Origin of the sequence: Lentzea sp. CC55, assembly GCF_021056325.1 — a bacterium.
Classification (GTDB): Bacteria; Actinomycetota; Actinomycetes; order Mycobacteriales; family Pseudonocardiaceae; genus Lentzea; species Lentzea jiangxiensis.
The window spans coordinates 39,388-52,887 of the sequence record NZ_JAJCXE010000057.1 but is presented as its reverse complement, the minus strand read 5'-3'; the positions used below and the strand labels follow the sequence as shown (position 1 = coordinate 52,887).

Genomic DNA, 13,500 nt, shown 5'->3' with positions numbered 1-13,500 from the left:
ATCAGGTCGTGACGAACGCGTCCGAGGACTCGCCGAGCACCATCGCCACGGCGTGGGCGCGATCGCGGGCGCCCAGCTTGCGCAGGATCGCCTTCACGTGGGTTTTCACGGTGTCGTTGCTGATGAAGAGCCGCTGGGCGATGCGCGCGTTGTCCAACCCCTTCGCCATCTCGGCGAGGACGTCGAACTCGCGCGCGGACAGGCGGCCGAGCGACGCGGGCGGGGGCATTCGCGCCGGCAGGCGTGCGAGCGAGCCCACCCTGGCGTCGATGGTGGCGGGAGCACCCCGCACCGCGGCCGCGATCAGCGGCAGCAGCTCGGCCACGGGCGAGGTTTTCAGCAGGTAGGCCACCGCGCCGGCGTCCAGCGCCGCGCGGGCCCAGCTCGGACTGTCCGCATTGGACAGGACGACGACGCGGGCGCCCGGCCGGTGCTGCGCCGTGTCCCGCACGGTGCGCAGCGGTCCGGCGCCCGGCACGTCGAAGTCCGTGACGACGAGGTCCACCGGTGTGCCGCGCAGGCTGCGCGCGGCATCGGCCACGGTGTGGGCGATCCCCACAACGCGGAAGCAGTGCGTGCGGTGCAGCGAGATCCGCAGCCCTTCGGTGATGAGCTGCGAACCGTCGACCAGCAACACACGGGTGGACGCCGGGTCCGTCATGACACCGGGAAGTTACTCGCGGGTACCCGGGTGCGTAAGCCGCCGGGCGCCGGATTGCTCCGTACGGCTACCTATTTGCGACCGGATTGGTGAGCGTGCCGAGGCCGTCCACCGTCACCGAGACCGTCTGTCCGGCGGTCATCGGGCCGACACCGGCCGGCGTACCGGTCAGGATCAGGTCGCCCGGCAGCAACGTCATGATGCCCGACACGTACTCCACGAGCGACGGGATGTCGTGCACCATCGAGGAAGTACGTCCGTCTTGTTTGACTTCGCCGTCCAGCTCGGTGACGAGGCGGACGTCCGACGGGTCGAACTCGGTCTCGATGAAGGGACCCAACGGGCAGAACGTGTCGAACCCCTTGGCGCGCGTGAACTGCACGTCCTTCTTCTGCAAGTCGCGCGCGGTGACGTCGTTGGCGATCGTGTAGCCCATGACCACACCCGCCGCCTTGGACCGCGGCACGTCCCGGCACGGCTGGCCGATGATGACCGCGACCTCGCCCTCGAAGTCGACGCGCTCGGACGCCGCCGGGAGCTTGATCTCGACGTTCGGGCCGATCACCGACGTGTTGGGCTTGAAGAACAGCAGCGGCTCCTCGGGGACCTCGTTGCCGAGCTCCTTGGCGTGGTCCGCGTAGTTCCGGCCCACGCCGATGATCTTCGTCGGCAGGATGGGGGCGAGCAGCCGCACGTCCGCCAACGGCCACTTGCGGCCGGTGAACGTGGGGGTGCCGAAGGGGTGTTCGGCGATTTCCGCGGCCTCGTCGCCTTGAACCTCGACGAAGGCCACGCCTTGCGGATGAGCAATCCTGGCGATACGCACGGCGCCAGTTTACGAGGTCAGCCGGACCGCATCGCCTTGTGGACGAGGGCGTCGCACAGGGCGAGCCAGCTCGCCTCGACGATGTTGCCGTGCACGCCGACCGTCGTCCACTCGCGCTCGCCGTCGGTGGACTCCACCAGGACCCGCGTCACGGCGTCGGTGCCGGGGTGCTCGGTGAGGATGCGCACCTTGTAGTCGGCCAGTTCCACGGCGTCCAACCAGGACAGGTGCGGCAGCAACGCCTTGCGCAGCGCCGCGTCCAGCGCGTGCACGGGCCCGATGCCCTCGGCGGTGGCGATGACCCGCTCCCCCGCCACGTGCACCTTGACCGTGGCCTCGGACACGATCTCGCCGTCGGAGCGGTGGTCGAGCACCACCCGGTACGACTCGAGCGCGAACGGCGGAGTGTCCAGCTCGGACAGCTCGGACCGCAGCAGCAGCTCCATCGAGGCGTCGGCGGCCTCGAACGACCAGCCCTTCGCCTCCAGCTCCTTCACGCGCTTCAGCGCGCTGCCGACCTCGGCTGACCGGCCGGCCAGGTCGAGCCCGAACTCACGTCCCTTGAGCTCGATGCTCGCCCGGCCGGCCATCTCGGTGACCAGCACCCGCATGTCGTTGCCGACGGTGTCCGGATCGATGTGGTTGTACAGCTCCGGATCCACCTTGATCGCGCTCGCGTGCAGACCCGCCTTGTGGGCGAATGCCGACGACCCGACGTAAGCCTGGTGGGTGTCGGGTGCGATGTTCGCGATCTCGGCCAACGCATGGGAGACACGGGTGAGCTCGGCCAGCGCCCCGGTCGGGAGCACCTCCAGGCCGAGCTTGGTCACGAGGTTTCCCACGACGGCGAACAGGTCCGCGTTGCCCGCTCGCTCGCCGTAGCCGTTGGCAGTGCACTGCACGTGCGTCGCGCCCGCCTGAACGGCCGCGATGGTGTTCGCCACGGCGCAGGACGTGTCGTCCTGGCAGTGGATGCCGACGCGGAAGCCGGTCTTCGCGACGACCTCCGCGACGGTCTCGGCGAGCCCGAGCGGCAGCTGCCCGCCGTTCGTGTCGCACAGCACGACGACGTCCGCGCCACCCTCCACAGCGGACTCCAGCACGCGCAGGCTGGTGTCCGGCGAGAACGCGTACCCGTCGAAGAAGTGCTCGGCGTCGAGGAAGACGCGCCTGCCGTGGTCCTTCAGGAACCGGACGGTGTCGCGCACCATCTTCAGGTTCTCACCGGTGTCCGTCCGCAACGCCCGCTCGATGTGCCGCAGATCCGACTTGGCCACCAGCGTGACCACCGGCGCCTGGGAGTCGAGGAGGGCCTTCACCTGCGGGTCTTCCCCGACCTTGAGCCCGGCCTTGCGCGTGGCCCCGAACGCCACCAGCTTTGCGTGCTTGAGCTCCAGGTCCCCACCCGCCGCGCGGGCGAAGAACTCCGTGTCCTTCGGCAGCGCGCCGGGCCAGCCGCCCTCGATGAACCCGACGCCGAGCCCGTCCAGCAACCTCGCCACAGCGAGCTTGTCCGTGACGGAGTACGAAATGCCCTCACGTTGTGCGCCATCGCGCAACGTCGTGTCGTAGACGTGGAAGTCGTCGTTCGGGCCGGCCATCGGGGGTCATCTCCTCATCCGGGCAAACAAAAAGACCCCCCGCGGGATGCGAGAGGTCTGCGCGTCGGGTGCCAGGGGCGGCACTACCCGACGCGCTCGTCGATAATGATGGCGAGGTGCTGAGCCATGTCCGGGATGCTGCCACAGCCCGGCGCGGGGTACCAAGTGACGGGAGGAAATCTCCCACTATCTGGTCACGGGGTCGCGCGTGTGACAGCAGCCCGGGTGCGCCCGGAACGGATCGGGGGCGCGCGAGCCGGCCCGGGATCAGACCCCGGCGAGGAACTTCGCGAACGCCTCGACAGAGGCCGGGTTCCGCGGCGACTCCACCAACGCCGCATAGGGCAGTGAGAAGAACCGCTTGCCCTTCACCGCGGGCGAGTTGGCCAGCGGGGCGAAGCCCTCCAGGAACGCCTGCTTCTGCTCTGGCGTGTTGGCCTCCCCGTCGGCGTAGTCCACGATCAGCACCACGTCGGGGTTGCGCTGCACCACGGCCTCCCAGTTCACGGTGGTCCAGCTGTCGTTGAGATCGCCGAAGACGTTCTCCCCGCCGGCCTTCGAGATCACGTCCTGCGGCGCCGCGTTCCTCCCGGACGTGAACGGCTGGTCCTGCCCGCTGTCGTACAGGAACACCTTCGGCCGGGGCTTGCCCTCCATCAGCCGGCCGGCGCGGGCGATCTGCTCCTGGTAGCCCTTGACCAGCTCCTCGGCCTCGTCCTCGACGCGGAAGATCTTCCCGAGGTTGCGCAGGTCCGTGTACAGCGCGTCGAGGGCGGGCATGATGCCGCGCTGCTTGCCCACGCCGTTGCGGCACGCCTCGGTGAGCTGGTAGGTCGCGATGCCGAGCTCCTTCAAGGAGTCCGGGGTGAAGCCGGTGCTCTCGCTGAAGCCGTAGTTCCAGCCGGCGAAGACGAAGTCGGCGTTCGCGCCCTGGACGACCTCCTTGGAGATCTTGTCGGACAGGTGTTTCCCGCTCTCGAAGTCCGCCTTCCACGGCGAGGTGCGGATGTCGACGGTGTCGATGCCGTTGACGACGTAGCCCGCCATGCGGTCCCCGAGGCCCAGCGCGAACATCATCTCGGTGATGCCGGTGTCGTTCGTGACCACTTTGGACGGAACGCGGTCGAAGGTGACCTGCTGACCGCAGTTCGTGACGGTCACCGGCGCGGAGTCCGAGGGCTCCTGGGCCACCGTGGCGCCGCAGCCGGAGAGCAGGAGCAGGGCGGCGCAGAGAACGGTCCTCAAGGGGTGACCTCCTGGTCGAACAGGAGCTGTGGAACTCCCGTTGTGGGATGGGTGACCACGTGTGCGGTGACGTGGAAGACCTTGGCGACGAGCTCCGGCACCAGCACCTCGCGGGGTGTGCCGGAGGCGACGACGCGGCCCTCGTCGAGGACGTACAGGCGGTCGCAGTAGGACGCGGCGAGGTTCAGGTCGTGCAGCACGGTCAGCACCGTCACGCCCAGGCCGCGGGTCAGCGCCAGCACGTCGAGCTGGTGCCGGATGTCGAGGTGGTTGGTCGGCTCGTCCAGCACGAGCACGCGCGGTTCCTGGGCGATGGCGCGGGCGATGAGCACGCGCTGGCGTTCGCCGCCGGAGAGGCTGAGGAAGCTGCGCGCCGCCAGGTGCGCGACGTCCGCCGCGTCCAGTGCCCGCGCCACCACGCGCGCGTCCCGGGCGGGGTCGCGGTCGTGCGGCAGCCTGCCCATCTCCACGACCTCGGTGACCGTGAAGTCGAACTCGACCTGCGACTCCTGCGTCAGGGCGGACAGCGAGCGGGCGACGTCGTGTCGCTTGTGGACGTCCGCGCCGTCGAGCAGCACCACGCCGGCGTCCGGTTCCAGGGCGCGGTAGACGCAGCGCAGCGTCGTCGACTTGCCGCTGCCGTTCGGGCCGACGATGCCGACGACCTCGTCGCGGGCGTCCAGGGTGATGCCGGAGATGATGTTCCGGACGGTGACGTCGCGCAGCTCGACGCGCATCAGCGGCCTCCGAAGACGTAGGACCGGCGCCGCATCAGGAAGATGAAGCACGGCACCCCGAGCGCGGCCGTGATGACGCCGAGGGGCAGTTCTTCCGGCGCCGCGAGCATGCGCGCGGCCACGTCCACCCACACGAGGAACGAGGCCCCGGCGAGCGGTGCCAGCGCCAGCACCTTGCGGTGGTCCGCGCCGACGACCATGCGCGTGAGGTGCGGCAGCATCAGGCCGACGAACCCGACGGCGCCGCTGACCGCCACCAGCACCCCCGTCATCGCCGCGGTGACGACGAACAGGTGCGTGCGGAACCGCGTCACCCGCAGCCCGAGCGTGGTCGCGGTCTCGTCCCCCATCGCCATCGCGTTGAGCGGACGCGCCTTCGCCGCCAGGTAGACGATGCCGGCCAGCGTCACGGCCGTGGCGACCGGCAGCGACTGCCAGTTGGCGCCGCCGAGGCTGCCGAGCAGCCAGAACATGGCCGCGCGCGCCGCCTCGCCGTGCGGCGCCTGGAACACCAGCAGCATCGCCACGGCGGAGAACCCGTACGCGAGCGCGGTCCCGGTCAGCACGAGCCGCAGCGGGGTGAGCCCCCGGCTGGTGCGCGCGGTGATGTAGACGAGGGCGGTGGCGCCGAGCCCGGTCAGGAACGCCCCGACCGACAACGCGTAGATGCCGAGACCGGACAGCACGCCGAGCGTCGCCACGGCCGTCGCGCCCACGCTCGCGCCCGAGGAGATGCCGAGGACGTACGGGTCGGCCAGGGCGTTGCGGACCATCGCCTGGATCGCGACGCCGACCGCGCTGAGCCCCGCCCCGACGACGGCGGCGAGCAGGACGCGCGGCAGCCTGATGTCCCAGACGATGTGGTACTGCCCGGCGAGGTCCGCGGGGACCGTGCCGCCGGTCAGCGCCGCCCGCAGCAGGTCGAGCGTCACGCCGAACGGCACGGACACGGGTCCGAGCGCCACGCCCGCGACGACGCTGACGACGAGCACGCCGACGAGCGCGCTGATCTTGGAGATCACTGATGCCCTTCCCGCAGTCCACGGCAGGAGTTGGTTCCCGGTCGACCGTGCACGGGTGTTCGGGCTCGTCCCCGGCCATCCGGGGACCTACCGTTGCGGGTCAGCGCCGGATTTCGACCGGTCTTCCCCCACGCACGACTCCGGTGACCCTACCTGCGCAAACAGGAACCGCGAAAATCTCGCGGTGTGATGTCGATCCGGCGGGGGCCCGTTCGACCTCCGGGTGCAGGCGAACAGGGACACGAGCGGGGAGATCCACCGTGAAGTACATGCTGATCATGCGGGCCACCGACGAGGGTTACGCGAACCTGGGCGAGCTCGACTTCGACGAGGTGCTGCGGGAGGTCGGCGAGTACAACGAGGAACTGATCCGCGCCGGTGTCCTGCTCGCCGCCGAGGGTCTCGCCGACGCGTCCGAGGGCGTCGTCGTCGACTTCTCCTCCGAGCCCCCGATCGTCACCGACGGGCCGTACGGCGAGACCAAGGAACTGTTCAACGGCTTCTACCTCCTCAACGTCTCGTCACGGGAGGAGGCGGTCGAGTGGGCCAAGCGCGCCCCGATGACAGGGCCCGGGTTCAAGACCGAGATCCGCAGGGTGCCGACGATCGACGAGTTCCCCCAGGACAACGAGTGGATCCGGAAGGAGCGCGCGTGGCGGGAGGCCAACGGCTCGCTCTGACGGGTGCGGGGAAACGCCGAAGCCCCGGCCGGGGAGATCCCGGCCGGGGCTTCACGACGTCTGGCGGAGGAACTCAGCCCGTGCGCACGTTCGACGACACGAGAGCCGCGAGCCTGTCACCGATCGCGTAGGTCGCGCCCGGCGACTGGTGGTCGCGGGTCGCCAGGTCGAACGCCACGGAGGCCTCGATCCGGCGGGCCGACTCGTGCTCGCCGAGGTGGTCGAGCAGCAGCGCGACCGACAGCACGGCGGCGGTCGGGTCGGCGATGCCCTGGCCCGCGATGTCCGGCGCGGAACCGTGCACCGGCTCGAACATCGAGGGGTTGCGACGGGTCACGTCCATGTTGCCCGACGCGGCCAGGCCGATTCCGCCCGTGACGGCGGCGGCGAGGTCGGTCAGGATGTCGCCGAACAGGTTGTCCGTCACGATCACGTCGTAGCGGCCCGGGTCGGTGACCATGTGGATGGTCGCCGCGTCCACGTGCTGGTAGGCCACGGTGACGTCCGGGTGCTGCAGCGAGACCTCCTCGACGACGCGCGACCACAGCGAGCCGGCGTGCGTGAGGACGTTCGTCTTGTGCACCAGCGTCAGGTGCCGGCGCTGGCGGTTCGAGGCACGCGCGAAGGCGTCCCTGACCACGCGCTCGACGCCGAACGAGGTGTTCAGCGAGACCTCGGTGGCGATCTCGTGCGGCGTGTCCTTGCGGAGCAGGCCGCCGTTGCCCGCGTACGGGCCCTCGGTGCCCTCGCGCACCACCACCATGTCGATCTCCGGCGGGTCCGCGAGCGGGCTGCGGACACCGGGGTAGAGACGAGCCGGGCGGAGGTTCACGTGGTGGTCGAGCTCGAAGCGCAGCCGCAGCAGCAGACCGCGCTCCAGGATTCCGCTCGGCACCGACGGGTCGCCCACCGCGCCGAGCAGGATCGCGTCGTGCTGGCGGAGCTCACCGAGCACCGACTCGGGCAACAACTCTCCCGTGGCGTGCCAGCGCGCCGCGCCGAGGTCGTAACGAGTGATCTCGGCCGCCGGAACGACCTCACCGAGGACCTTCAGGGCCTCAGCGATGACCTCGGGCCCGATCCCGTCTCCTGGGATCACTGCGAGCCGCATCCACACACCTCCCAGGTGTCAGTCCCCAATTGGTGGGACTACTTTCCTCTGCGAAAGGCTACCGCCACCGCGGCCGCTCGCCGCATGCCGGACACCCCTTCGGGGTGTTATCTCCCGTACTGCGGGACACTCACACGGCCCATTGCCCGCTTTCGAGTGTCACTCGACCGCAGGAAGGGGGTCGCGTCAAGGGGTGACAACCGGCAGTTCCACCCTGTGACAGACCGAGAGGCCCGGCTCTCCGAGGAGAACCGGGCCTCTCGTGAAACATCCGATCTGGCCGTGGCCCGCGGTGCCTAGTAGGCGCCGCCCCGGCCGCTCGGCCTCACCGTGACGACCGACGCGCGGTCGCCGTTGGCGTTGTGGTGGTGCAGGACCAGCAGGCCCTCGGACTTGTCGGCCTTGAGAGCCGCGTCGTCCTTGTTCACCACGAGAGCGGTGCCCGGCTTGGCGACGTGTGCCAGCGCCGCGTCGCCGCCGCCCTGCGCCCACAGACCCGGCTTGAGCGGGTCGAAGGACAGCGGGCGGTCGATGACGTCGATCAGCTTGTTCGCGTTGCCCGGCGCCGGGTAGTAGCCCGCGGTGCCGACGGTGTACGTGAGGCGCGAGGTGTCCTTCGTCGCGTCGATGCCCAGTGCCGACAGCAGCACCGGCAGGACCACGACGTTGGTGTCGGACACGTTCGCGTCCACGTCGCCGAACAGGCCGTTGACGCCCTGGATGTCGACCGTCTCGCCCGTCTTCAGGTCGACGGTGGTCGCGACCAGGAGGTCGGTGTCGGTCAGGCGGCTCGCGTAGACCTCGAAGTCCGCCGTGCCGTCACCGTTGGTGTCGATGTCGACGAACGGGACCGTGTTGATGCCGAGGTTGTACCAGTTGCCCCACGTCGCGACACCGAACGCGAGCAGCGACTCCTCGGGCTTGCCCTGCGCCTTGGCGAGCGGGGCCGTGGAGGCCGCGCCGACGTAGCGGAGGTCGCCGCCCTTGGCGGTCTCGTTGAGCGCGCAGTTCTCGGTGACGTTGCGGCGGCAGTCGCGCAGCTTCGGCGACTGGGCCTGCAGCTCGAGCACGCTGACGAGCGAGCGGTACGCCTGCGAGCCCGTGCCCTGGTCGACGCCGCGGCCGGTCAGGTTGAGCACCGCCTGCGTGTCCTTGCCCCGGAAGCGGAGGCTGCCGGCCGTGGAGATGTCCGCGACGGGCTTGGGCGCCGAGTAGACGGAAAGGCGCAGCGGCACCGCGGCACCGGCGGTCGGCGTGAAGGTCACGCGACCGGAGGCGTCCGCGAGGAACTGGCGCGGCACGTCGAGCTGCGTCGGGGCGACCGTCGGGTCGACGGTCTTGCGCAGCGCCTTCGGGTCGTCGATCTTCAGCGTCACCTTGACGCGGGCGACGCCGCGCGGGCTCAGCTTCACCCTGTCCTGCGAGAGCACGTAGCTCACGCCGGGGATCGTCGTGGCCGCGGTGTAGCCGACCTCGTACTCGACGGCCTTCGTCGACTTGTTGACGATCTTGATGGTCTTGGTCTTCCGCACCGGCTCGGAGACCTCGACGACGCCGAAGTTCGCGCTGACGTAGCCGTTGTCCTCCTCCACGTACGCGAGGACCTGGTTGTCGATCGCGGACTTGCCGTCCACGCGGCCCGTGCCGACCCGGTTGGGCGCGAAGGTCTTGCCGTCCTCCTTCACGTCCGCACCGGCGGTGTTCATGATCGAGGCCTTGACCTCCTCGAGCGTCCAGTCCGGGTGCGCCTGGCGGACCAGGGCGGCGATGCCGGCGACGTGCGGGGACGCCATCGACGTGCCGGAGATCACCGATCGGTCGTCACCGGAACCGACGGCGGCCGACGAGATCGTGTCACCGGGCGCCGCGACGTCCGGCTTGATCGAACCGCTGCGGGTGCCGCGGCTGGTGAACGCGCTGGGGGTGTCCGAAATGGACTGGTCGTACGTCGGGGTCGACGTGCGCAGCTCGCCCGCGAGGCGGACGGTCAGCGTGCCCGCGTCCAGCGCCGGGCGGACCGCCGCGGTGGCCGAACCGGTGAACTGGAACATCGGGATGGCCGCGTTGCCCGCGATGCCCGCGGCGAAGTTCTCCAGGGTGGAGGACAGCAGCACGCCCTGGCCACCGGCGGCCTGCACGTTGTTGGCACGGGCGCCCGAACCGCAGCGGCGCGTGGCGTCGTTGTCGTCCCACTCCAGCCAGACGAACCTGCCGGCGACGGCGTCGGTGATCGGCTGGCAGCCGTCGAGGTTGCCCGCCTGCGTCAGCTTCACGACCGGCAGCGTCTTGTCGTAGCCGAGGTAGCCGGCGAAGTTCTGGCTGTACTGACCGGGCTTGAGGCCCTGGCCCTGCACCTCGGCGCCGTCGCGCAGCACGTACGAGTCGCGCACGGACGCCACCGTCAGCGCCTCGGGCGTGTTGCCCGGCGAGCCGCCGATGTCGTAGAGGTCGCCGCCGTTGCCCGCGGAGAAGACCGGCATGACGCCGACCTTGTACAGCTTCTTCACGAAGAGGCTGTCGGGGTCGTCCGGGGCGCCGTAGTCGGAGCCGAGCGACAGGTTGACCACGTCGAGGTGGTCGGAGAAGTCGCCGTCACCGTCGGGGTCGAGCGACCAGTCCAGCGCCTGCGAGGTGACGTTGGTCGAGCCGTCGCAGCCGAAGACCTTGAGCGCGTAGATCAGGGCCTTCGGCGCGGTGCCGGGGCCGATCTTCATCGCGTTGAGCTTCTCGGCGTCGAGCTTGGTGTAGTCACCGGAGAACGTGCTGCCGTCGGCGTTCTCGCCGAAGCCGGCCGCGGTGCCCGCGACGTGCGAGCCGTGGCCGTTGCAGTCGATCGGGTTCGGGTCGGGCTTCGGCGTGTTGATCGCCGGGTCCTCGCTGGCGCCGTCGTACTCCTCGCCCACGAAGTCGTAACCGCCGACGACCTTCGCGGTCGGGAAGTTCGGGTCCTTCACGCGCGGGTCGACGGCGCGGAACGCGTCCACCGTGCCGGGGCCGCCGAAGTTCGCGTGGGTGTGGTCGACGCCGGTGTCGATGATGCCGACCCGGACGTCGTCGCCGAGCTTGCCGTACTGCTGCCAGACGTTGAGCGTCCTGGTGAGCTGGACGGCGTTCGAGTTCTGGCGCTTCTTCGGCACGACCGGGTAGACCGCGAGGACGTCCGGGCGCTGCGCGAGCTCGCGGACCTTCGCCGCGTCCGCCTTCACGACGACGCCGGGGACGCCGTTGGAGGTGCGGTACAGCTCCCTGGTCCCGGCGTCCGCGCTCCTGAGCTGGCCGACGACCTGGTCCGCGGTGGCGGACACGTCGTTCTTCGCCTGCTTGGCCGCCTGCTTGGCGGCCTCCTTGCCCTGGCTCTTCTTCTCGTCGAACGCGTCGACGGCCGGCTTGCGGTCGAGCGCGACGAACGCGGTCACCGCGCCGGACGAGTTCAGCCTGGGAGAGACCTTGAGGTGCAACGCTTTCGCGTCCAGCCCCTGTGCACCCTTGACCGGCTGCGCGAGCGGTTCGCCCTGAGCCTGTGCCGTGGCGGGTGCGATCAGCAGTGTGGTGATGGCAGAGAACACCACCAGACTCGATCGTCTTTTCACAACGTTGCCCCAACCGAGGTGTGTGCCTTCGACCCGAACGGCGCCGCGCCCTCTACGGCACCGGGTCAACCTCGTGGGGACGCTAATCGCTGAGCGTGTCTCTGCGATTGCCCCGAAAGTATGAATATGGTCTACGGATAGTTGCCTGTTACGCGTTCGTTGTGAACAGCGATAGACACGGGAAGGGGACTTTGACCGTCCCCTTCCCGTATGTCGTGACTATCCGAAGTCGACAGAGCGGACCGTGCGCGCACCGACGGCGGCACCGATCGGGTCGAGGACCTGCGTGTCGACCGGGCGGTCGACGCGCAGCACCATGACGGCGTCGCTGCCGGTCTGGCTGATCTGCGCGGCCTCGATGTTCACGCCGGCCTCGCCGAGCAGCGTGCCGACCGTGCCCATGACGCCCGGGCGGTCCGGGTACTCCAGCAGCAGCACGGTGCCTTCGGCCCTGAGGTCGAAGTTGCGGCCGTTGATGTTCACCAGCTTCTCGACCTGCGCGATGCCGCTGATGGTGCCGGACACGCTGTTCGTCGTGCCGTCCGCCTGCACGGCCCTGACCGTGACGAGGCTGCGGTGGTTCGGGCTCTCGGTCTCCTTGGTGAGCTCGACCGTCACGCCGAGGTCCGCGGCGAGGCTCGGCGCGTTCACGAACGTCACCTGCGACTCGACGACCTTGGAGAACACACCGCGCAGAGCGGCGAGCGGCAGGATCTCGACGTCCTCATTGGACAGTTCGCCGCGGACCTCGACGGTGACGCTGGTCGGGGCCTTGGGCGAGAGTGCACTGAGGACGGTGCCGAGCTTCTGCACCAGCGGCAGGTACGGGCGGACCTCCTCGCCGACAGCGCCGCCCTGGACGTTCACGGCGTCCGGCACGAACTCGCCGGCCAGCGCGAGGATGACGCTCTTCGCGACGTCGGTGCCCGCGCGGTCCTGCGCCTCGGCCGTGGACGCGCCGAGGTGCGGCGTGACGACGATGCCCGGCACGTTGAACAGCGGGCTCTCGGTCGTGGGCTCGGTGGAGAACACGTCGATGCCGGCGCCGCCGACCTGGCCCTCCTTGACCGCCTCGGCGAGGGCCTCCTCGTCGATGAGGCCACCGCGGGCGGCGTTGACGATGATGACGCCGCGCTTGGCCTTGGCCAGCTGCTCGGCGCCGATGAGACCCTTGGTCTCCGGCGTCTTCGGCAGGTGGATGCTGATCGCGTCGGCGCGCTCCAGCAGCTCCTCGAGGCTCACGAGCTCGATGCCGAGCTGGGCGGCGCGCGCGGCCGAGACGTACGGGTCGTAGGCGATGAGCTCGACGCCGAACGCGGCGATGCGCTGCGCGAACAGCTGGCCGATCTTGCCGAGGCCGACCACGCCGACCGTCTTGCCGTTGATCTCGACGCCGTTGAACTTGGAGCGCTTCCACTCGTGGTTCTGCAGCGTCTCGTGCGCGGCCGGGATCTGGCGCGCGACGCTGAGCAGGAGCGCGACGGCGTGCTCGGCGGCGCTGACGATGTTCGACGTCGGCGCGTTGACGACCATCACGCCGTTCTGCGTGGCCGCCGGGACCTCGACGTTGTCGAGACCGACACCGGCACGGGCAACGACCTTGAGCTTGCGGGTGGCCGCGAAGACCTCGGCGTTGACCTGGGTGGCGGAGCGGACCAGCAGGGCGTCGGCATCCGCGACGGCCTTGAGGAGGGCCGGGCGGTCGGTGCCGTCTACGTGGCGCACTTCGACGCCGTCGCCGAGAGCGTCGAGCACGGACGGCGCGAGCTTCTCGGCGATGAGGACAACGGGTCGGCTCGTGTTGCTCACGGACATCGCTCCCAGGAAGGGTCGGATCGTGGGGCGCGGGCGTGGTCGGGGGCGGCTGGCCCGCGCCGACCGGGCACCGCAATGTGTCCGGACTGTTAACGAGCATAGACACCGGGCTCGCTCGCGCCTTCCAGCGGGTGGCTCAGGTCACTGTCGGCGTCTTGGAGTATGGGAGTGGGTGGGGGTCTACGTGGGGTTCACCTGTGAGGGTGACGCCC

At 69.9% G+C, this 13,500-nt stretch carries 10 protein-coding genes and 1 riboswitch; of the genes, 1 reads left to right on the top strand and 9 read right to left on the bottom strand.

Annotation, left to right across the window (positions count from 1 at the left end; genetic code table 11):
* Window position 1: 1 nt before the first annotated feature.
* The 6 genes from L6E10_RS38625 to L6E10_RS38600 form a co-directional block, all read right to left on the bottom strand.
* Entirely contained in the window at window positions 2–661 is a 660-nt protein-coding gene (locus tag L6E10_RS38625) for a response regulator transcription factor (protein ID WP_236225133.1), read from the bottom strand.
* A 67-nt stretch (window positions 662–728) separates the two neighbouring features.
* Complete coding sequence (locus L6E10_RS38620; protein WP_236225132.1) at window positions 729–1,487, bottom strand: fumarylacetoacetate hydrolase family protein; 759 nt, start codon at window positions 1,485–1,487, stop codon at window positions 729–731.
* A 17-nt stretch (window positions 1,488–1,504) separates the two neighbouring features.
* Window positions 1,505–3,088, bottom strand: a complete 1,584-nt coding sequence (cimA, locus tag L6E10_RS38615) for a citramalate synthase (RefSeq protein ID WP_236225131.1) — start codon at window positions 3,086–3,088, stop codon at window positions 1,505–1,507.
* A gap of 267 nt (window positions 3,089–3,355) precedes the next feature.
* Complete coding sequence (locus tag L6E10_RS38610; RefSeq protein ID WP_236225130.1) at window positions 3,356–4,333, bottom strand: ABC transporter substrate-binding protein; 978 nt, start codon at window positions 4,331–4,333, stop codon at window positions 3,356–3,358.
* Entirely contained in the window at window positions 4,330–5,070 is a 741-nt protein-coding gene (locus tag L6E10_RS38605) for an ABC transporter ATP-binding protein (RefSeq protein ID WP_236225129.1), read from the bottom strand. Before L6E10_RS38605 ends, L6E10_RS38610 begins: the two co-directional genes overlap by 4 nt.
* A complete protein-coding gene (locus tag L6E10_RS38600; protein ID WP_236225128.1) occupies window positions 5,070–6,092 on the bottom strand; it encodes an iron ABC transporter permease in 1,023 nt (340 codons plus the stop codon). Before L6E10_RS38600 ends, L6E10_RS38605 begins: the two co-directional genes overlap by 1 nt.
* A 53-nt stretch (window positions 6,093–6,145) precedes the next feature.
* A riboswitch (cobalamin riboswitch) is annotated at window positions 6,146–6,221 on the bottom strand.
* 131 nt (window positions 6,222–6,352) lie between these two features.
* Here L6E10_RS38600 and L6E10_RS38595 point away from each other — a divergent pair.
* Complete coding sequence (locus L6E10_RS38595; protein WP_236225127.1) at window positions 6,353–6,772, top strand: YciI family protein; 420 nt, start codon at window positions 6,353–6,355, stop codon at window positions 6,770–6,772.
* 73 nt (window positions 6,773–6,845) lie between these two features.
* Here the strand turns inward: L6E10_RS38595 and L6E10_RS38590 are convergent, their stop codons facing one another.
* The 3 genes from L6E10_RS38590 to serA all read right to left on the bottom strand — a co-directional run bounded on the left by L6E10_RS38590 (window position 6,846) and on the right by serA (window position 13,288).
* A complete protein-coding gene (locus tag L6E10_RS38590; protein ID WP_191301032.1) occupies window positions 6,846–7,883 on the bottom strand; it encodes a 3-isopropylmalate dehydrogenase in 1,038 nt (345 codons plus the stop codon).
* A gap of 296 nt (window positions 7,884–8,179) precedes the next feature.
* On the bottom strand, window positions 8,180–11,455 hold the full coding sequence (locus L6E10_RS38585; RefSeq protein WP_374237653.1) for a S8 family serine peptidase: 3,276 nt from the start codon (window positions 11,453–11,455) through the stop codon (window positions 8,180–8,182).
* Window positions 11,456–11,692: 237 nt separating this feature from the next.
* A complete protein-coding gene (gene serA, locus L6E10_RS38580; protein WP_240012042.1) occupies window positions 11,693–13,288 on the bottom strand; it encodes a phosphoglycerate dehydrogenase in 1,596 nt (531 codons plus the stop codon).
* Between the last annotated feature and the right edge of the window lie 212 nt (window positions 13,289–13,500).

Excerpts from the sequence above, each read along its gene's own strand:
- cimA (WP_236225131.1), bottom strand. The coding sequence starts at position 3,088 with ATGGCCGGCCCGAACGACGACTTCCACGTCTACGACACGACGTTGCGC.
- L6E10_RS38625 (WP_236225133.1), bottom strand. The coding sequence starts at position 661 with ATGACGGACCCGGCGTCCACCCGTGTGTTGCTGGTCGACGGTTCGCAG.
- serA (WP_240012042.1), bottom strand. The coding sequence starts at position 13,288 with ATGTCCGTGAGCAACACGAGCCGACCCGTTGTCCTCATCGCCGAGAAG.
- L6E10_RS38605 (WP_236225129.1), bottom strand. The coding sequence starts at position 5,070 with ATGCGCGTCGAGCTGCGCGACGTCACCGTCCGGAACATCATCTCCGGC.
- L6E10_RS38590 (WP_191301032.1), bottom strand. The coding sequence starts at position 7,883 with ATGCGGCTCGCAGTGATCCCAGGAGACGGGATCGGGCCCGAGGTCATC.